The sequence below is a fragment of the Pseudomonas sp. Irchel 3A18 genome, from assembly GCF_900187465.1.
GTDB classification, from domain to species: domain Bacteria; phylum Pseudomonadota; class Gammaproteobacteria; order Pseudomonadales; family Pseudomonadaceae; genus Aquipseudomonas; species Aquipseudomonas cichorii.
Genome location: NZ_FYDI01000004.1, coordinates 504,418 through 524,956 on the forward strand (window position 1 = coordinate 504,418; position 20,539 = coordinate 524,956).

16 protein-coding genes are annotated in these 20,539 nt (G+C 57.3%); 7 read left to right on the forward strand and 9 right to left on the reverse strand.

Annotated elements, in window-relative coordinates; all coding sequences use genetic code 11:
- Positions 1–13: 13 nt before the first annotated feature.
- Entirely contained in the window at positions 14–484 is a 471-nt protein-coding gene (gene ybaK, locus CKW23_RS10735) for a Cys-tRNA(Pro) deacylase (RefSeq protein ID WP_025261503.1), read from the reverse strand.
- Between the two features lie 349 nt (positions 485–833).
- Here ybaK and CKW23_RS10740 point away from each other — a divergent pair, with 349 nt between their 5' ends.
- From CKW23_RS10740 to glpD, 4 genes are all read left to right on the forward strand, one after another.
- Positions 834–1,685 (forward strand): MIP/aquaporin family protein, encoded by an 852-nt coding sequence (locus tag CKW23_RS10740; RefSeq protein ID WP_095067543.1) that lies wholly within the window; start codon positions 834–836, stop codon positions 1,683–1,685.
- Positions 1,686–1,713: 28 nt separating this feature from the next.
- Complete coding sequence (gene glpK, locus CKW23_RS10745; protein ID WP_025261505.1) at positions 1,714–3,219, forward strand: glycerol kinase GlpK; 1,506 nt, start codon at positions 1,714–1,716, stop codon at positions 3,217–3,219.
- 91 nt (positions 3,220–3,310) lie between these two features.
- Positions 3,311–4,066 (forward strand): DeoR/GlpR family transcriptional regulator, encoded by a 756-nt coding sequence (locus CKW23_RS10750; RefSeq protein WP_025261506.1) that lies wholly within the window; start codon positions 3,311–3,313, stop codon positions 4,064–4,066.
- Between the two features lie 295 nt (positions 4,067–4,361).
- A complete protein-coding gene (gene glpD, locus CKW23_RS10755; RefSeq protein ID WP_095067544.1) occupies positions 4,362–5,900 on the forward strand; it encodes a glycerol-3-phosphate dehydrogenase in 1,539 nt (512 codons plus the stop codon).
- A 67-nt stretch (positions 5,901–5,967) separates the two neighbouring features.
- Here glpD and CKW23_RS10760 read toward each other — a convergent pair whose 3' ends face one another.
- Complete coding sequence (locus CKW23_RS10760) at positions 5,968–6,792, reverse strand: ABC transporter ATP-binding protein (protein ID WP_095067545.1); 825 nt, start codon at positions 6,790–6,792, stop codon at positions 5,968–5,970.
- Positions 6,789–8,387, reverse strand: a complete 1,599-nt coding sequence (locus CKW23_RS10765) for an ABC transporter permease (protein WP_095067546.1) — start codon at positions 8,385–8,387, stop codon at positions 6,789–6,791. The genes CKW23_RS10760 and CKW23_RS10765 overlap by 4 nt, the downstream gene beginning before the upstream one ends.
- A gap of 295 nt (positions 8,388–8,682) precedes the next feature.
- Between CKW23_RS10765 and CKW23_RS10770 the strand changes: the two genes are divergently transcribed.
- Positions 8,683–9,660 (forward strand): ABC transporter substrate-binding protein, encoded by a 978-nt coding sequence (locus CKW23_RS10770; protein WP_095067547.1) that lies wholly within the window; start codon positions 8,683–8,685, stop codon positions 9,658–9,660.
- Positions 9,661–9,860: 200 nt separating this feature from the next.
- Here the strand turns inward: CKW23_RS10770 and CKW23_RS10775 are convergent, their stop codons facing one another.
- From CKW23_RS10775 to CKW23_RS10785, 3 genes are all read right to left on the reverse strand, one after another.
- A complete protein-coding gene (locus CKW23_RS10775; protein WP_143498933.1) occupies positions 9,861–10,685 on the reverse strand; it encodes a hypothetical protein in 825 nt (274 codons plus the stop codon).
- 136 nt (positions 10,686–10,821) lie between these two features.
- Positions 10,822–11,793: a hypothetical protein gene (locus tag CKW23_RS10780; RefSeq protein ID WP_308507678.1), complete on the reverse strand. Its 972-nt coding sequence runs from the start codon at positions 11,791–11,793 to the stop codon at positions 10,822–10,824.
- Between the two features lie 142 nt (positions 11,794–11,935).
- On the reverse strand, positions 11,936–12,844 hold the full coding sequence (locus CKW23_RS10785; protein WP_095067550.1) for a LysR family transcriptional regulator: 909 nt from the start codon (positions 12,842–12,844) through the stop codon (positions 11,936–11,938).
- Positions 12,845–12,991: 147 nt separating this feature from the next.
- Between CKW23_RS10785 and CKW23_RS10790 the strand changes: the two genes are divergently transcribed.
- Positions 12,992–13,897, forward strand: coding sequence for a TauD/TfdA family dioxygenase (locus CKW23_RS10790; RefSeq protein WP_025261512.1), 906 nt, complete (start codon positions 12,992–12,994; stop codon positions 13,895–13,897).
- A gap of 38 nt (positions 13,898–13,935) precedes the next feature.
- Here CKW23_RS10790 and CKW23_RS10795 read toward each other — a convergent pair whose 3' ends face one another.
- The 3 genes from CKW23_RS10795 to CKW23_RS10805 form a co-directional block, all read right to left on the reverse strand.
- On the reverse strand, positions 13,936–15,540 hold the full coding sequence (locus CKW23_RS10795; protein ID WP_025261513.1) for an alkaline phosphatase family protein: 1,605 nt from the start codon (positions 15,538–15,540) through the stop codon (positions 13,936–13,938).
- An 18-nt stretch (positions 15,541–15,558) separates the two neighbouring features.
- A complete protein-coding gene (locus CKW23_RS10800) occupies positions 15,559–16,623 on the reverse strand; it encodes an ABC transporter substrate-binding protein (RefSeq protein ID WP_025261514.1) in 1,065 nt (354 codons plus the stop codon).
- A 113-nt stretch (positions 16,624–16,736) separates the two neighbouring features.
- Positions 16,737–17,687 carry a LysR family transcriptional regulator gene (locus CKW23_RS10805; RefSeq protein ID WP_025261515.1) on the reverse strand — a complete coding sequence of 317 codons (951 nt, stop codon included), beginning with the start codon at positions 17,685–17,687 and terminating at the stop codon, positions 16,737–16,739.
- Between the two features lie 173 nt (positions 17,688–17,860).
- Here CKW23_RS10805 and CKW23_RS10810 point away from each other — a divergent pair, with 173 nt between their 5' ends.
- Positions 17,861–20,227 carry a TonB-dependent receptor gene (locus tag CKW23_RS10810; protein WP_025261516.1) on the forward strand — a complete coding sequence of 789 codons (2,367 nt, stop codon included), beginning with the start codon at positions 17,861–17,863 and terminating at the stop codon, positions 20,225–20,227.
- Positions 20,228–20,539: the final 312 nt, after the last annotated feature.

Below are 20,539 nucleotides of genomic sequence, written 5' to 3' on the forward strand. Positions count from 1 at the left end.
CTGAAGAAGCAAACTACTCCCTTCCGATCGCTGCAAACTCTGCACGGGTATGTTCCGCCAGCACCGCCGCCGACAACTCCACCTCCAACCCACGCCGCCCCGCACTGACGTAGATCGTCTCGAAAGGCTGGGCGCTCTGGTCGATGAAGGTGCGCAGACGCTTCTTCTGTCCCAAGGGGCTGATCCCGCCCAACAGATAACCGGTTGCCCGCTGAGCCGCAGCCGGGTCGGCCATCTCGGTTTTCTTCGCAGCGGCCGCACTGGCCAGAGCCTTGAGGTCCAGGGTTCCGGCAACCGGTACAACGGCCACCAGCAACTCCCCCTTTTCCGTGCTCGCGAGCAGGGTCTTGAACACCCGTGCCGGTTCGAGGCCCAGTTTCTCGGCCGCCTCCAGCCCATAAGACGCAGCTTTCGGATCATGTTCGTAACTGTGAATCCGGTGTTCGGCGCGAACTGTCTTCAATAAATCCAGCGCGGGGGTCATCAGGACACTCCAGGTCACTCAGGGCGGCTTCTACTTTAGGCGAAATACGATGCAAAAGCCCTATCTCAAGGCACACTACTGAGTAATGGCCGTTTAAAATCAAAAAAATATTTCCTACACAGGATGGAGAAATTTCAAATTTAGCTGTCAGAAAATATCGTCAATGGTTCACTTTCAACCTTTGACAGGTTTGTTTCTTGTCTATATTTTTTCGTTTACGAAAATTTTTGAAATTTATTTTTCAACAAGATTCGTAAAACCGTCCGGGAATGGGGTTTTCCCGAGACGGCAGATGATGAGCATCGGTGCTTTGCATACGAAGCCGCAAAAAACAAAAAATGAGGTTCATATGACCATGTCCATGCAACAACCGACGCTACGCGGCCAGTGTCTGGCCGAATTCCTTGGCACCGCTCTGATGATTTTCTTCGGCACGGGATGCGTTGCAGCGCTCAAGGTCGCAGGTGCTACATTTGGCTTGTGGGAAATCTGCATCATCTGGGGCCTGGCCGTCAGCATGGCTATCTATGTCAGTGCCGGTGTTTCGGGTGCTCACCTCAACCCCGCTGTCAGCATCGCTCTCAGCCTCTTTGCAGGCTTTGAAAAGAGAAAACTCCCCTTCTATATAAGCGCTCAAGTGGCAGGAGCCTTTTGTGGCGCGGGTCTGGTCTATCTGCTTTACATCAGCCTGTTCTTCGAATTTGAACATGCTCACAACATGGTTCGTGGCAGCGTGCAGAGCCTCGAACTGGCGTCAGTGTTTTCCACCTACCCTAACCCGTCCATTTCCGTAGGCCAGGCGTTTCTGGTCGAGGTCGTGATCACCGCCGTCCTGATGGGTGTGATCATGGCCTTGGGCGATGACAGCAACGGTCTGCCACGTGGTGCGATGGCGCCTTTGCTGGTCGGCTTGCTGGTTGCCGTGATCGGAGCATCCATGGGGCCGCTGACCGGCTTCGCCATGAACCCGGCACGGGATTTCGGCCCTAAACTGATGACATTCCTTGCAGGCTGGGATGAGATAGCGTTCACCGGTGGGCGTGACATACCGTATTTCCTGGTTCCGATCTTTGCACCGATTCTGGGTGCCTGCCTGGGTGCTGCCGGCTATCGCGGGCTTATCGCTCGTCATCTGCCCAGCGCCGTCGCCGTTGAACAGGCTCCTGAAGCCCTTCGCGGCAAAGCACAGACTTCCGCTTGAATACCCCCAATAACGCAAGGCAATCGAAATGACAGACTCTCAGAACAAGAACTACATCATTGCCCTTGACCAGGGCACCACCAGTTCCCGTGCGATCATTTTCGACCGCAACGCCAACGTGGTGAGCACCGCCCAAAGCGAATTCGTCCAGCATTACCCTCAGGCTGGCTGGGTCGAGCATGACCCTATGGAAATCTTCGCCACCCAGACCGCCTGCATGACCAAGGCATTGGCCCAGGCTGATCTGCACCATAACCAGATCGCAGCCATCGGTATCACCAACCAGCGTGAAACCACCGTGGTCTGGGAAAAGGACACAGGTCGCCCGATCTACAACGCCATCGTCTGGCAATGCCGCCGCAGCACCGAAATCTGCCAGCAGCTCAAGCGTGACGGCCTTGAGGAATACATCAAGGACACCACCGGCCTGGTCACCGACCCCTACTTCTCCGGCACCAAGCTCAAGTGGATTCTGGATAACGTCGAAGGCAGCCGCGAGCGCGCACGCAAGGGCGAGCTGATGTTCGGCACCATCGACAGCTGGCTGATCTGGAAATTTACTGGCGGCAAGATTCACGTCACCGACTACACCAACGCGTCACGCACCATGCTGTTCAACATCCACACCCTGGAATGGGACCAGCGCATGCTTGATGTGCTGGATATCCCTCGCGAAATGCTGCCCGAGGTCAAGGCCTCTTCGGAAGTCTACGGCCACAGCAAAAGCGGGATTCCGATTGCAGGCATCGCGGGCGACCAGCAGGCTGCACTGTTCGGTCAAATGTGCGTAGAACCGGGCCAGGCGAAAAATACCTATGGCACCGGCTGCTTCCTGCTGATGAACACTGGCAAGAAAGCCGTCAAATCGGCACACGGCATGCTGACCACAATCGGTTGCGGCCCGCGGGGCGAAGTGGCTTATGCACTGGAAGGCGCGGTGTTCAACGGCGGCTCCACTGTGCAGTGGCTGCGTGACGAACTGAAAATCGTCAACGACGCGCTGGACACCGAGTACTTCGCCAACAAGGTCAAGAACAGCAACGGCGTCTATCTGGTCCCGGCCTTTACCGGTCTGGGCGCACCCTACTGGGACCCGTATGCCCGTGGCGCCCTGTTCGGCCTGACCCGTGGCGTGAAAGTCGATCACATCATCCGCGCAGCACTGGAATCCATCGCCTACCAGACCCGTGACGTCCTGGACGCCATGCAACAGGACTCCGGCGAACGCCTCAAGTCACTGCGTGTCGACGGCGGCGCGGTGGCCAACAACTTCCTCATGCAATTCCAGGCCGACATCCTCGGCACTCAGGTCGAGCGTCCGCAAATGCGCGAAACCACCGCTCTGGGCGCAGCGTTCCTGGCTGGTCTGGCGATTGGCTTCTGGAGCAGTCTGGACGAGTTGCGCAACAAGGCAGTGATCGAGCGCGAGTTCGCGCCACAGTGCGACGAGGCAGAAAAAGAGAAGCTTTACGCTGGCTGGAAGAAAGCCGTAGAGCGTACTCGTGACTGGGAACCGCACGAAAACGAAGAGTAAGCAGAACGGGGGCAGGATTATTGAAGCTGACAGCCAAGGCCCGGCTACGGCATCATGGGCGCCATTTGCAGAGGGCGCCCAAGGAAAAACAATGAACCTGCCTCCCCGCCAGCAACAGATCCTCGAACTGGTCCGCGAACGCGGTTATGTCAGCATCGAGGAAATGGCGACGCTGTTCGTCGTGACCCCACAAACCATCCGCCGTGATATCAATCAACTTGCGGAAATGAACCTGCTGCGTCGCTACCACGGTGGCGCAGCCTATGACTCGAGCATCGAGAACACCGCCTACGCCATGCGTGCGGACCAGATGCGTGACGAGAAACAACGGATCGCCGAAGCCATCGCCGCACAGATCCCGGACAACGCTTCTCTGTTCATCAATATCGGCACCACCACCGAATCCATCGCCCGCGCCCTGCTCAATCACAACAACCTGAAAATCATCACCAACAACCTGCATGTGGCTTCGATCCTGAGCGGCAAGGATGATTTCGAGGTGCTGCTGGCGGGCGGCAACGTGCGCCGCGACGGTGGCGTGGTCGGTCAGGCCAGTGTGGATTTCATCACCCAGTTCAAGGTCGATTTCGCTCTGGTCGGGATCAGCGGTATCGACGAGGACGGCAGCCTGCTGGATTTCGATTATCAGGAAGTCAGGGTTTCCCAGGCAATCATTGCCAATGCCAGACAAGTGCTGCTGGCTGCGGACTCCAGCAAGTTCGGGCGCAACGCCATGGTACGGCTCGGCCCTATCACCCTGATCGATTGCCTGGTAACCGATCAGGCACCTGTGCCGGCCCTGCAGCAATTGCTTGCCCAGCACAAGATTCGCCTCGAAGTGGTTTGATTCACCTCGTTTTTTGCGAATTGTAGGACCGGATTTATCCGGGAAGGCGGTGTGTAATCTGAAGACAGATGCAATGCCTTTTCGCGAATGAATTCGCTCCTACACACAGGCAAGCATTTGCGAAAATCGTCCTACGATGTTCGATTTTGTTCCTTTACCCTCATCCTCATCAGTATTTTCAATAAATACCGACTGGCAGCGCCGTGTTTCTTGAGCTATTATTTTCACAAACGAACATCAATGTTCAAATTCGCCTTTCGAGCGTTACTCAAGAATTGTCCAGGAGGCTCATCCAATGCCCCACTCCACTACGTCAGCACCATCGCTTTCCGAGGTCTACGACATTGCCGTTATCGGTGGTGGCATCAATGGTGTCGGTATTGCAGCGGATGCATCGGGCCGTGGTCTGTCGGTTTTCCTGTGTGAAAAGGATGACCTGGCCAGCCACACCTCGTCAGCCAGCAGCAAGCTGATCCATGGCGGGCTGCGCTACCTGGAACATTACGAATTCCGTCTGGTGCGTGAAGCACTGGCCGAACGTGAAGTGCTGCTGGCCAAGGCGCCGCACATCGTCAAGCCGATGCGCTTTGTCCTGCCCCATCGCCCGCATCTGCGCCCGGCCTGGATGATCCGTGCCGGCATGTTCCTGTATGACAACCTCGGCAAGCGTGAAAAACTCCCGGCATCGCGCAGCCTGCGTTTCGGCGCGGACAGCCCGCTCAACACGTCCATCACTCGCGGTTTTGAGTACTCCGACTGCTGGGTCGATGACGCACGCCTGGTGGTCCTCAATGCCATGGCTGCCCGTGAGAACGGCGCACATATCCACACCCGCACCCGCTGCCTGAGTGCCAGCCGCACCAAAGGCATGTGGCACCTGCAGATGGAGCGCGCCGACGGCACGGTCTTCTCGATCAACGCCAAGGCACTGGTCAACGCTGCTGGCCCATGGGTCGCCAAGTTCATTCGCGAAGATCTGAAGCTGGATTCGCCTTACGGCATCCGTCTGATCCAGGGCAGCCACCTGATCGTGCCAAGGCTGTACGAAGGCGAGCACGCTTTCATCCTGCAGAACGAAGACAAACGCATCGTGTTCACCATTCCGTACCTGGACAAGTTCACCATCGTCGGCACCACCGACCGTGAATATCAGGGCGACCCGGCCAAGGTGAAGATCACCGACGGCGAGATGGACTACATGCTGAAAGTGGCCAACGACCACTTCAAGAAGCAATTGAGCCGCAGTGACGTGCTGCACACGTACTCGGGCGTGCGTCCGCTGTGTAACGACGAATCCGATAACCCGTCGGCCATCACCCGCGACTACACCCTGTCGTTGTCGGGCGGCGAAAACGAAGCGCCGATTCTTTCGGTGTTCGGCGGCAAGCTGACGACTTATCGCAAACTGGCTGAATCGGCGATGGCGCAACTGGCTCCGTTCTTCACCCGGATGAAACCGAGCTGGACCGCCAAGGCCGCACTGCCGGGCGCAGAAGAGATGACCACACCGCAGGTGCTGGCAGCCGAATTGAGCAAACGCTTTCCGTGGCTGCCTGTTTCCATCGCACAACGCTGGTCCATCACCTACGGCAGCCGCAGCTGGCGCCTGATGGACGGCGTGAACGGCCTGGAAGACATGGGCGAGCATCTGGGCGCAGGCCTGTACACCCGCGAAGTCGATTACCTGTGCGCCAACGAGTGGGCAACCCGTGCCGAAGACATTCTGTGGCGTCGCACCAAGCTTGGGCTGTTCACCACGCCTGAAGAGCAGGCTGGAGTGCAGGGGTATCTGGAAACTGTGGTGCCTAATAAATCAGCTATAGCGGCAGCCTGAAGATTGATTTCGCGAATAAATTCGCTCCTACCGGTTTTTGAGGGAGCGAAAAATCCAACTCACAGAACTAGCAGGCAATAAACGCCGCAGGCAGATTGCGTATCTGCTCCGGTTCGCGAATGACGTAATGGTCATCGCTGGTCAGCTCATGCAGCAACTCTTCACGCAGCAGGTGAAAGTCGAAGCTGCTGCGCTGGCGCGGATGCGGCAGTTTTATATCCACGATGCGCTTGATGCGGCCCGGCCTTGGCTCCATGACCACCACCCGGTCGGCCAGGAAGATGGCCTCTTCCACATCATGGGTCACGAGTATCGTGGTGATCTTTGCCCGCTCACGAATGGCCAGCAGTTCTTCCTGCATCTGCTGGCGTGTCAGTGCATCCAGCGCGCCAAACGGCTCATCCAGCAGCAGAATACGTGGGCTCGCCACAAGGCCACGGGCAATGGCAACCCGCTGGGCCATGCCGCCGGAAAGCTGATGGGGATAAGCCCGGGTGAAATCCTTGAGGCCCACCAGTTGAATGAAATCGGCAATCCTCTGGCTGCGCTCTTTCTGCCCAAGCCCTTCGTTGACCAGCCCTAGCTCGATGTTTTCCTCGACCGTCAGCCACGGAAAGAGACGGTGCTCCTGAAAGACAATCCCCCGCTCACTGCCAATGCCGCTGACCGGCTTGCCGTCGACCTGAATTTCGCCACGAAACTCGGTATCCAGCCCGATCAACAAGCGCAGTAGCGTGGACTTGCCACAGCCGCTGGAACCCACGATGGCGATGAATTCACCTTCCGCGACGTGCAGGTTGAACTCGCGAATCGCTTCCACATCACCATGACCGGTCTGAAACACCTTGCCCACATGGTTGAAGTTCACGATGGATTGGGTCTGGGCTGTCATGCATGCCTCCAGCGCGTCGCCCGCGCTTCAATGCGTTGTCCGATTTCGTTGAGTGCCGCGCCAGTCAGCCCCACCAGCAGCATGCCGCTCATGATGACGTCCATGCGCAGCAGTTGTTGCGCGCCGATCATCAGGCTGCCGATGCCGCCATTGGATGGCATGAAGTATTCGGCACCGATGGTGCCCAGCCAGGCATAGATCAGGCTCAGGCGCAGGCCGGCAAAAATCCCCGGTGCCGCACCCGGCAGCACCATGCGGGTCAGGCGTTGCCACAGGCTCAGACGCAGGACCTGAGCCGCTTCCTTCAACTGCGGCGACAGGTTGGCGACGCTGCGCTGGGTCGCAATGAACAGCGGGAAAAATGCCGCAAGCCCGACGAACACCCACTTGGCCGGCTCACCTAACCCGAACCAGGCTGTGATCAGCGGAACCCAGGCGAAAATGGCGACTTGCCTGAACGCCGCCAGGGTCGGCCCCAGAAAACGTTCCAGCGATTGCGAAAGCCCAAGCAGCAAACCCAGAGAGAACCCCAGCGCGCCGCCCAGAAACAGACCTCCCAAAGCGCGGCTCAGGCTCAGGCCCATGGCTTGCGGCAGTGAACCGTCCAGCAGACCGACCCACAGGGTTTCCAGCACCAGCAGCGGCGAAACCAGAATATTGGCATTCACCCACCCCCACTGGCTGGCGGCTTGCCACAGCGCCAGCAAGGCAAAGGGCAGAATCCAGGGGACGATCCGATCAAGCCCTTGCGCCGGAGCGCGACCGCGAAACTCGGCAGTCGCGGCATGGGGCCAGAACACCCACTTGCGATCCGCCAAGCCGATACCGCGATCCATCAGCACGCCAATCACACCGATCACGGCAATGCAGACAAACACGATGTCGAGCATGAACAATTGCCGCGCCCATACCATCAGGTAGCCAATCCCTTCGCTTGAAGCCAGCAACTCGACCGCCAGCAACGAAGACCAGCCAGACGACAGCGCCAGCCGCACGCCAGCCATGAAAGACGGCAAGGCCGCAGGAAAAATGAGACGCCGGATCAGCAAGTGCAGAGGCAGACGCAAAACGGCAGCAGCTTCGCGCAGGCGAGGCTGGGCATCGCGAACGCCGATCAGGGTATGCAGGGTTACCGGAACAATGACGGCCTTGATCATCACCACCAGCTTGAGCATCTCACCAATGCCGAACACGACCATGAACAGCGGAATCCACGCCAGGGTCGGCACTTGCGCCAGCGAGGTGAAGGTCGGCAAGACCAGCCTCTCGGCGCGGCGACTGAAACCCAGCCAGGCACCCAGCACGGCACCCGCCGAGATCCCCGCCAGCAAGCCCCAGAACAGGCGTTGCAAACTGATCCACAGGTTGCCGGGAAGGTCAGAGCTTGCCAGCTCCAGAGCGCTCTGCCAGACCAGCGAAGGCGCAGGCAGAATCTGCTCGCTCATCCAGTGATTGCGGCTGGCCACCCACCAGAGCACAGCCAGCGCGAGGGGCAGATACCAAGCCAGCAGCACTCGCTTGAATACCGGAGCGATGGTCCAGCGCCGGGCAGGCACGACAGGCTCGGGAATGGAAAGAAGGGAGTCACGAGCCATATCAGAACTCCGCTGTCGGCTGCTGCATAAAGGCTATTTGCATATTCTTATCCGATCTATAAAAACAGACAGGAATTCCATAAGGAGATAAGTATCGTCATTTAAGTGCGGAAGCAAGCCAGACATCCAATGCATTTAAAGAATACTTTTATTGCAGGAAATGCATGGGCTGCAGCACTTGCCTTGCCCCACCGCTTATTCCATTGAGTGATTAAAGGTGGAATTAATATTATTTCTGGAATGATCAAAAGCTGTGTCTGATTGGGCGCTCTGCGAGCTCTATTCAGGACAGCCCATGAAAAACCTTTTCAAATCCCTGGCCTTCGGGTGCGCCCTTGCCCTGACCTCCATTGCCAGCCATGCCGCCGACCTCAAGGAAATCCGCATCGCCGTGCCGGACCTCAGCGCCGGGACCGGCAACAGCGGAGGCGGCATCGTCGATGTGCTGCGCAGCCAGCAGATTTACGAAAAGGCCTTTGCCGATGAAGGCATCAAGATTCAGTGGGTGTTCTTCAAGGGCGCAGGCCCGGTCATCAATGAAGCATTCGCCAACAAACAGGTGGACCTGGCCTATCTGGGTGATCTGGCAGCCATCATCGGCAAATCCAACGGGCTCGATACCCGCCTGCTCAGCGCCGCCGCTCGCGGCATCAAGCATTATCTGGCGGTGGTGCCAGGCTCGGGCATCAAGACCCTGCAGGATCTCAAGGGCAAACGGGTTTCCGTATTTCGCGGCACGGCCAGCCAGTTGTCCTTCGATACCGCACTGGCCAGCCAGGGCCTGAGCGAGAAAGACCTGAAAGTCATCAACCTGGACTTCAATGCCGCACTGGCAGCCCTGGCCGCCAAACAGATCGACGCCACCTGGGCACTCTCGGGCCTGACCGCTCTGGAAGCCAAGGGCCTGGCGGAACTGCCCCTCAGCTCCAAAGACCTGGGCGGCGCGGGCAATATCCAGGGCGTACTGGTCGCTGACGGAGCTTTCGTCGACGCACACCCCGAAGCTGTGGCTCGCCTGCTCAAAGCCCAGGAACAGGCCACTCGCTGGCTAACCGACGAGAACAACAAACAGGCCTATATCGATCTAGTGTCCAACTATGCGAGCTACCCGGCAGCCGTCCTGGAAAAAGACCTTCGCACGGAAAAAATGGCCGACATCTTCCCCTCACAACTCGACCCGCAATTCCTCGCAGCCTTGCAATCCTCCGTGGACATCGCCGCCAGAGAACGCCTGATTCGCAAGCCGTTCAAGGTAAGCGAGTGGATACAGTAGGAGCGAATTCATTCGCGAATGGCATCATGAACACAATGCATCTCCATTGGATGTATTGGCCTCTTCGCGAATGAATTCGCATCCTACAGATGGGTAATTCATTGTCTTCAATCACCACCCGCGCCGCCGGTTACAGTCTGGTAGATTGCCTGCAACTCGCTAACTTATGGAGTGCAAAAAGCATAAAAACCGGCCACCAATCAAGCCAGTACCATCTTCACGGCAAACCGCTTTCCATTAATCTCCTGCTCCGAAGCCAGCTTTTCAAAAGCTTCTGGATCACGTAAATCTGCCGAGTTGTACACAAGATAGATCAACGTTTTGAGCGGTGCCCATTGAGCATAAAGAACCAGATCTTGCGAATACTCTTCAAACAAACGCTTTTGATCTTCGGGTCCATGCACATACTTCAACTCAATTAAAACCCCTAGCTCCTCAATTGATATATCGGCCCGCCCTGACTTGGCTCCAGCCACCTTGGGCAGAGGGTCTTCCTGAACCGAGTATTTAACATAGCCGCGAATCAGAGCGTGCAGTAGATCTTGAACGTCATATTCATCCTTAACCTCATATGGCAACTTACCTTTGCGCGAGCGATTACCAAGAATTCTCGCTGCTTGAGGAAGACGACGGCATAAGCGTTCAATTAGAGCAACATCCGGTTCAGGCGCAGTTGACTCGGAGCCTGAGAATAAAAGCTCGAATGTAAAGTCAGTTCCTTTCGAGAGTAGCACATCTCGGTTGGCGACGAGATCAGCAGTTCTACTCAACCCTGCTCCTCCATCACTACTATCGGCATAATATCCCTCATGCCTTCGCGTATGTAAAATCCTTATAGACCTCACTTGCTTAGGTGATGCAATGACTGTTCCTGCCACAACAAAAGCTCGGCCCGCGCGCCATGGCTCTACAACATTCACAAATAACTCTTCATATCGAAGATCACTTAAAATCGAAAAATCCTTTTCTCCTTCTCGCTGAACAAAGCAATGCCAATACTTCTCAGGATATCCATCAATCAACATACGTCCCCCTACAATGACTCACATTACACTTCAGACCCTGATAGCGAGAAAGCTGGAGCAGCAATTTTGCACCCAGAACCAGCTCTACTAACACACCTCTGGCAGAGTCAATTAAGCTATCATCTTCCAAAACACATCATACATTGAATTGATTGACATCAAGCACTTGGACAGGGGTAAAACCAGATGTCTTTTTAAAGGACATATTATGTACAAAGTTCTTCATGGCATCAGAGGGATCAATCGATTGCATATTCAACGTTTCAAGTGTCTTTCTGGAAACCGCCACACTGACAATCGGAAATTTGTCCATATGCCCCGTAGCGGTATTCACTGCATCATCGACTGCCGTTACTACAACTAGATCATCTGGCAGAATTGACAAAAGCTCACGGCCTACCCTGAATACACAACTACAGATATAATCCTGTAAAAGCTCGTTATATTTACCCATAGGCATTTTCTTGGTAGATAGCTTTCCACTCTGTAGCAAAGACTTGATATCAGAAGGGATCACACGAGAGCCATGGACACTTAGGTTAGCCTCCACAACACCCTTATCCCCAATCGAAAAATTTACAGCCGTCCCCAAATGAGAAATATCTGAAAACGGATCCAGAAGCTTTATGGCCTCCAGCTTTGCCTGACCTTCACCCCGCAAAATACCTTGAGCGATTTTATACTCTTCTTGCCAGGCTGCATGATCAGTTTGCCACTGCTGAACAGCTTTATTATGCTGCCGTTTATCCTCAAGACGCCCTTTCTCAATATTATATTGCAGATTTTTACGTTGGCGATTTTCAAGTTTTAATAACCGAGCAAAAAATCCAGGCTGGTAATTTTTCTCTCGGTCTCTGGCTTGTACCTCCAGCACTCCATCACATACAGGCTCTACCGGTTCGACTCGATCAATAAAAGATTGCCAGTCAATCTCATCGCCACACTCTTTATGCACAGACAACAAGAGATCAATCTTATTTTCGTAGACCTCTACCTCATAAGCAGCCTGCTCAAGCGCTTCCATCTTCGCGTATTCTTTCTGGCGTAGTTGGAGTTCACGATTACGGCGTTGAGCCTTACGCTCTGCCTTGCGTGAAGCAGCCTGCATTGAACGCAAGGTTCCCTTCCATCCCATTTTCAATCCCTCGAAACAATTCTTTGACGATTAATGCGTCGACTCAAAATCGACATAAATGGCATTCTAACATCAAACATTATTGAAGCTGCCGATCAGCTTCGCTCCGTAGCGGTCAGGATTGCCCCTCATCCACCTCAACAATCACCTCAATCATCGCCCGCGCCGCGGGCGACAATCTGAAACCCGCCCGGCTGACGATGCCGTAGCGGGCGCTCAGGCTGTCGAGTTCGTTGGGCAGGTTGCGCCAGTGCAGGCGGGCCAGGGTGCCGTTGGCGATGTCGCGCTCCAGCGCCTCTTGCGGGCCGATGCCGATGACGTTGGAGCTTTGCACGATTTTCATCAGGACCGGGAAGTGGGCCGTTTCGATGTGCAGGGTGAAGTCGGAGCGGCCGCTGAGGTTGGCGAGCCCTTTGCGGATGCCCGGCGGGATCAGTGTCGCGCCCAGCGGGTAATCGAACATGTCGTTGGTGGACAGGCTTTCCTTGCTCAGCAGCGGGTGCCCGGCCCGGCAAAAGAACATGCCGCGCCGCGCTTTAAGGGGCCGGGTCTGGAAGTTCGGATCTGACTCGAACTGGCGGGTGTCGGCCACGAAGAATTCGATCTCTTCGCGAGCCAGGCTGCGGGCCAGTTTTTCCCAGTTGTTCACTTCCAGATAAGCCCGCACTTTGGGGTGGGCCTCGATGAAGCGAGACATGGCCTCGGGGATCAGGCGCATGGCTGGCGCAGGTCCTGAGCCAAAGCGTATTTCGCCAGCATCGAGCTTGGTCATCTGCGCCACTTCGCTGCTCAGCAACGCCGCGCCCTGCACCAGACGCAATGCATGCTGCAACACCACATGGCCTTCCGGCGTCGGGCGTAAATCCTTGTTGGCGCGCTCCACCAGCACACACCCGAACTCTTGCTCCAGGCCTTGAATACTGCGGCTGAACGCCGGCTGGGTAATCCCCATGGCGTCTGCTGCGCGCACGAAACTGCGGTGTTCGTTCAGTGCGATGAAGTAGCGTAATTGACGCAGATCCATATGCATTCCAGGCATTTGAAAATGAGGCCAAAGGTATTGGCCTGACGAATGGGTTGAGGTTTTAAATGCAAGCTCTTATGCCGTCAATGAACAAAATAAATACCGGATAGACCTTTTGGTTCTAACCATAGATAAAGAGGATTTGCCATGAGCCAGGCAGCACGTGCCACCCAACCCAGCGCTCTGACGCTGGATATTCAACCGATTGCAGGCCGTATCGGCGCACAGATCAATGGCGTCGCCTTGAGCGCTGATCTGGATGCCGCCACCGTGGACGCCATCCAGGCCGCACTGGTGCAATACAAAGTGCTGTTCTTTCGCGGCCAGACTCACCTGGACGATCAGAGTCAGGAAGCCTTTGCCAAGCTGCTGGGTGAACCCATTGCTCACCCGACGGTTCCGGTGCGTGACGGGACCCGCTACCTGATGCAATTGAGTGGTGCCGATGGCCAGCGCGCCAACTCCTGGCATACGGATGTCACTTTTGTGGACGCTTACCCCAAGGCCTCGATCCTGCGCTCGGTCATCGCGCCGGCTTCCGGCGGCGATACCGTGTGGGCCAATACTGCTGCGGCCTATAACGACCTTTCGCCTGAAATACGTGAGCTGGCCGACAAACTCTGGGCCTTGCACAGTAACGAATATGACTACGCGGGCATCCGGCCCGGCGTGACCTCGGAAAAGCTTGATAACTACCGCAAGGTCTTTGCTTCCACCGTGTATGAAACCGAGCACCCGGTAGTGCGGGTGCATCCTGTGAGCGGTGAAAGGAGCCTGCTGCTCGGCCATTTCGTCAAACGCATCAAGGGCTATTCGGCAAGCGACTCGGCTCACCTCTTCGGCCTGTTGCAGAGCCATGTCACTCGCCTGGAAAACACCGTGCGCTGGCGCTGGACAGCGGGAGACGTTGCCATCTGGGACAACCGCTCAACCCAGCACTATGCCGTGGACGACTACGGCCAGCAGGAACGCATCGTGCGTCGCGTGACCTTGCAGGGCGAAGTCCCGGTGGGTGTCGCCGGGCAAAAGAGCGTAACCCTCAAAGGTGCCTGATCTGAAACGTTCGCGGGCGCTCTCACGCCCGCGATGTTTCACCAGACGCCGATCTGCACCATGGCGTCATCTTCCAGCTCGCCATAACGGAACCGCTGCCCGCGCTGATCGATTTCCTCGTTACTGATCGTCGTGCGTCGTTTCAGGCCACGCAACCAGTCGAACAGGTAGCTCTGGTGTTGCTCGCGCACCTGAGCGAACTCGGGATCGGCCCCCAGATCGTTGAGTTCCTGAGGATCGTTTTCCAAGTCGAACAACTGGGCGCGGAAACCGTCATAGGCCAGGTACTTGAAGCGCTCGCTGCGCACCATGTACATCCGGCAACGATCAATCGGCTGCCCCAAACGCTCACGGGCGGGTGCCTGGAATGCATAGTCGTATTCGGCAATCGCGAACTGACGCCATTGTGGTTGCTGGCCATGCAGCAGCGGAATCAGCGACCGGCCTTCAAGGCGATGCCCGGCACTGGGTAAACCCAGAGCGTCGAGAAAGGTCGGCAAGGCATCGATGGTTTCAGCCAGGCGCTCATCAACACTGCCACGGGTCACGTCGGCCGCCGGGCGCGGATCACGCACAATCAGCGGCACGCCCACGGCGGGTTCGAGCAGAAACTCTTTCTCGCCCAGATAGTGGTCGCCGAGAAAGTCACCGTGGTCGCTGGTGAAGACGATCAGCGTGTCATCCCAACGACCATTGCTCTGCATCACATCGAACAGCCGCCCGAGCTGATCGTCCACCTGCTTCACCAGCCCCATGTAGGTCGGAATGACATTCAGGCGCACTTCTTCACGGGAAAAATTGCGGCTTTCCTGATGCTTGCGGAATGCAGCGTAAACCGGGTGGTCGCTCTCCTTGCCCGCTTCGGCGCGTATCGGCGCAATCACATGCTCTTTGCCGTACAGCGCGTGATAAGGCGCCGGAGCGATGTAGGGCCAATGCGGCTTGATGTACGAAAGATGCAGGCACCAGGGTTGCTCGCCCTGCTCCGCCATGAAGTCAATGGCGCGGTCGGTGGTGTAGACGGTTTCCGAATGCTGCTCTTCGATACGGGCCGGCAGATGCGAATGGCGCATTTTCCAGCCACTGAGGATTTCGCCATTTTCGCCTTCGGCGGCGTTGGCCCAGTCATGCCAGGGATTGACCCCGTCAAAACCCAGGTTGCGCAGGTGATGGGTGTAAGGCGCACTTTCACGCTTGTCGGCAAAAACCGGATCGTCAGGGTAGATGCCGTCGTGACGGAAAAAAGCTTCAAACCCTACTTCGTTGAGGTTCTCGGCCTGCTCGCTGTCAGGTTCCAGAGCCAGGCGTTGCTGGGCGTCCAGATTGGGCGTGGCGTGGGTCTTGCCCACTAGCGCCGTGCGGATCCCGGCCGGTCGCAGGTAGTCACCGATGGTGAGTTCATCCAGAGGCAACGGCACGGAGTTCCAGGCCACCTGATGGCTGCTGACGTAACGGCCCGTATAGGCCGACATTCGCGAAGGTCCACAAATGGTGCCTTGGGTGTAAGCCCGGGCGAAGCGCACGCCAGCCTGTGCCAGGCGGTCGATATTCGGGGTGTGCAGATGCGGGTGGCCATAGCACGACAGATAATCACGGCGCAGTTGGTCGCACATGATGTACAGCACGTTCTTGATTGCAGTCATGGGTGATTACCTGTCCGGTCAGAGTGGATTGCCATCAGCATCGAATGTCGGCCAGAAATCGGTCAGTTTCTGCTGTTGCAAGGCACTGTCGACAAAACGTGGCTCGACCCACTCATCCACCACAAAAGTACGACGGATCAGGCCCAGGGTCTTGGCCTGTTCGACGCTGTTCTGCAGGGCGGTTTTCAGGAACGGATCCAGACGCGGCGAGTTGCGGAATTTCAGGTCATCGCCTTTCAACTCACGCTCGAACAAGGCGGCTGGCGTGGAGCTTCTTTCGCCCATCAGCGCGCTATAGGCCGGCAGGTTCTGCGGATCGCTGAGCCAGACAGCATTCTTGACCAGCACATTGATCAGGCGCTGGGTCAATTCCGGATGCTGCTCGATGAATGCCTGGCTGCCGACAAGTCCTGCCTGAGTGGTGGCCTGACGGGAAAGCTGCTTGGTGCTCAGCGGAAACAGGATGCCCTTGCTCTCAAGCCCCAGCACGCCCATGCCCGACCAGGTTGCGTCGATCTGCCCGCTGGCCAATGCCGCTCGGGCGGCGGCCCAGTCGAGACTGATGATTTGCAGGTCGCGCTCTTTCAGGCCCTGGCTTTCCAGTGCCTTGGCAAATGAAAGCTGGTCCGCCGTGCCGCGATAGGCCGCTACGCGCTTGCCCTTGAGATCGGTCAGTTGGGTGATGCCCGATTGCGGCGTCACCGCCAGATACATGTTCGCGCCGCGTGCGCCCAGCAGCAGACGGGTCTGCAAGCCACTGGAGCGACCGATGATTGCCGCCAGGTCGCCCAGCCAGGCGAAGTCCAGTTGCTGGTTGGCGAAGGCTTCGTTGACCGCAGGCCCGGCACCCTTGAAGAAATGCCACTGCACCTTCACGCCGGATGCCGCGAACTCCTGCTCAAGCTGTTGCTGGATATGCGCCAGCCCCACCACGCCCTGCACGAATGGCAAGCTCCCGGCACCTTGATCCGGCGAGCCGATGCGGATAGTCACGCCGTCATCGCTGGCCTGGGCATGGCCCAGCAGCCCGGCAAGAAGCACGCCCAGCAAGGGCTTGAAAAGTTGTCGTAAGGATTTGCTCATGGTTCGGTCCGTTGATGTGCAGGCTAATAGCGGTTATTTCGCGATCCGGGCGGGTATTCAGCAAGTGCATTTGTTGAATAGTTGATATGCAAGGCATGCATACCCAGGCGGCATCACACTGCCAGATTGGTCAGCAACGATTCGTGAGCAGCGTCCTCTGCCTGATCGACCTTCTTGATCTCTTCGATCATTTCCTTGGCCAGCGGCGACAGTCGATAACCGGCCCGGCTGACAATGCCATAGCGCGTGTACAACTCTTCGCACTGATCATCCAGGCCTTCGATGCGCAAACGCACCAGTTCCTGCCGGGCGTAATACAGCGCATCGCTGTAGGAGCCGCTGATACCGATTGCATCGGAGTTCATCACCACGGCCAGCAGGCTGAACGTGTTTTCGCACTCGACGTTAGGCGCGAAGTCTGGCTGTCCGCTCAGGTCGGCCATGACCTTGCGCAGGTTCGGTGGCCGCAGGGTCGCGGCCAGCGGGAAGCTCAGCAACTCGCTGGCAGTCACCGTCTCGTGCCGGGCCAGCGGATGTTCGGCGCGGCAGCAGAAGTGCCATTTGCGCGGCCGAAGCTTGTGCGTGACATAGGAAGGGTCTGCCTCGAATTGCCGGGTATCGGCCACGAAGAATTCAAACTCTTCATTGAGCAAACGCTTGCCCAGGCTCTGCCAGTCGTCCACCTGAAAATGAACCCGTGCCTTGGGCAGGCGGCTGATGAAACTGCCTATCGCACGGGGCACCAGACCTGACGCTGGCGCCGGTCCACAACCGAAGCGCAGCTCGCCCGCTTCCAGCGCATTGAACTGGCTGATCTCGCTGGTCAGTTGCCTGGCACCACTGACCAGACGCCGCGCGTGCTCAAGCACCACCTGCCCTTGCTGGGTCGGCGTCAGGTCCTTGCTGACCCGATCAATCAACTGGCAACCGACGCTGTGCTCCAGTGCCTGGATGCTGCGACTGAAAGCGGACTGCGACAGGTTCACCGCCACAGCAGCGGCGACAAAACTTCGATGCTCGGCCAGAGCAATCAGGTGACGGAGTTGGCGAAGGTCGATATGCATTTTTCACATAAAAAGTATCGGGCAAATGCATTTGCTCTGCCTCGGTAGCACTCCTTATAAAGGCAATCTCTTATTCAGTAAAACCTTATAAATACATATTGAAATAACTAAAAAGAATATTAGTAGTGCAAAAGGAATGACCGACCTTGGCATTGCATCAAAGGAGCCGCGACATGAATGATCAACAATCCGCTACCCCTATCGCTGCCGGACGACTCAAGCGTTTGCCGCTCGCCCTGTTGCTGGCGGGCTGCGCAGGCTTTTCCCTGGCTCATGCCGCTGAAACGCCGACCACGACAAGCGCTGCCAGATCCGACACCGGTGCCACGGCGGATGACACACGACTCAAGACCGTCACCGTCACCACCCGCCGCCGCGAGGAAAGCTCGCAGAACGTGCCCACTCCGATCAGCGTGCTGGACGGGGCCTCGCTGGAAAGCCAGCGGATCTATCAGATTCAGGATCTGCAACAACTGGTGCCGAGCCTGAACGTGGCTTACATGCATGCCCGACAGTCGAGCGTATCGATCCGCGGGCTGGGCAATAACCCGGCCAGCGACGGGCTGGAGGGCAGCGTCGGGTTGTACATCGACAACGTCTATCTCGGACGTCCGGGCATGGCGGTGTTCGACCTCATGGACATCGAGCAACTGGAAGTGCTGCGCGGCCCGCAAGGGACATTGTTCGGCAAGAACACCACCGCCGGGGTTCTGAACATCAACACCCGTGCGCCCAGTTTTACCCCGGAACGCAGTATCGAAACCTCTGTCGGCGAGAACGGTTACTTCCAGACCAAGGGCACGATTTCCGGCCCGCTCAACGATCAACTGGCCGGTCGTTTCTCTGCCTATCGCAGCCGCAGCGACGGCGATCTGGATAACGTCTTCGACGGTAACAAACTCGGTGGCGGCTCACGCGAAGGCTTCCGTGGACAACTGCTGTTCAAGCCCAACGAAGACTTCAGCCTGCGCTGGATTGCCGACTACAACGAGGAAAGCTCCAGCGCCGGAACCCGTGCGCTGTTCAGCACCGGACCGACCATCAACGGCGTCAACCGCTACGAAAGCCGCGCTGGCGCAGCAGGTGCCACGCTGGTGGATGGCTCGCACCGCAAGGTCAACCTCAACAGCGACCAGCGTGTGACCGTGCATCAAGGCGGCACCTCGCTGGAAGCCAACTGGAAGCTGGCCAACGATTTCACTCTGACTTCCGTGAGTTCCTATCGCTGGTGGAATTTCACGCCGCGCAACGATGACGGCCTCAATGCATCGGCCTCCTACAACGGCGGCGTGTCGGTGGAAGATAAACAGTGGTCCCAGGAATTTCGCCTGGCGTCCCCTGGCGGCGGCTTTTTCGATTACGTCGTCGGTGCCTACTACTTCGGCTCCGATCTGGATAACACGTCGTTCACCCATTATGGCCCGCAGGCCGATATCTGGAACGGCACCGCCACCGGCGCACTGGCCAACGTCAACAGCCTGGGCAAAGGCCATATCGAAACCAACAGCTTTGCCCTCTTCGCCCAGGGCACCTGGCACCTCACGCCGAAACTGGATTTCACCGCCGGTGTTCGTGGCACTTACGAAGAGAAGAATGCCTGGGTGCAACGCGATGCTCCGCAAGGCGGCGCCACCGTTACCGGCGCGGCCCTCACCGCACGCAATGCCCGCACAGGTGCCTACGAGTCGGGCGATCTGAACCAGTACACCGCCAGCCCTTCGGGCATGCTCAACCTGAGTTACCACTTCACTGACGATCTGCTGGGCTACGCCACGCTCTCCCACGGTGAGAAATCCGGCGGGGTAAACCTGGCGGTCGGTACGGCCCCCACTGCCGGTGCAGACTCGCTGCTGATCGGCACCGAGCGCGCCAACAATGCGGAACTGGGTCTGAAAAGCACGCTCTGGGATCGTCGCCTGCAACTCAATGCCAACCTGTTCTGGACCCAGGTCAACGGTTACCAGACCAACGCCTATGATAACGCCAACCGCGTGCAATACCTGACCAACGCCGGCACCGTGCGCTCTCGCGGCCTGGAACTGGAAAGCACCATTCTGCCGATTCGCGGGCTGACGCTGAACGTCAATGGCTCTTACAACGACGTGCGTTACACCTCTTATAAAGATGCGCCTTGCCCACCCGAAGTCAGCCTGCAGGCCGGCGCGCCCGCTTCGTGCGACCTGAGCGGCCATCAGGTGGTCGGCGCCTCCAAATACATCGCCAACGTCAATGGCGAGTACAAGTGGGATCTGGATAACGGTCTGCAAGAGTACGTCACGGCCAGCTATGCCTTCCGCTCCAAAGCCGTGGGCACTGTTGAAGACTCCGATTACGCGCAGATCCCGAGCTACGCCGTGGTCAACCTGAGCACCGGCTTGCGCGGCGACCTTGGCCAAGGCCAGTGGGACGTCTCGCTGTGGCTGAAGAATGCTTTCGACAAGACCTATTACACGACCTTGTGGAGCGAACCCAACGGCGGCTACGGCGGCTTGCTGGGTACGCCGCGCACGCTGGGCATGACGGCTCGTTATGACTTCTGATTGAGAAATACCGCACTGCCGTTTTCGCGGATAAATCCGCCCCTACGAAATTCAGCGCAGGAGCGAATTTATTCGCGAAACTCCACCCCCACCCCCTATTCGGTTTTCCGAACAACCCATTATCTGGAGTTCGGGAACCCGGACGGCCGCAGCTCGCCAGAGCGAAAAAAACAAATAATAAAACCAATAAAATCAGTATCTTAACTACAACAAAGATCCTTGGCACGACTCATGCTCTACACTTTTTGTCGATCGCTTCGACTGTCGCGTGTGTCTAGCCCGGACGCGGTTGAAGCATTCACTGAGAAATCT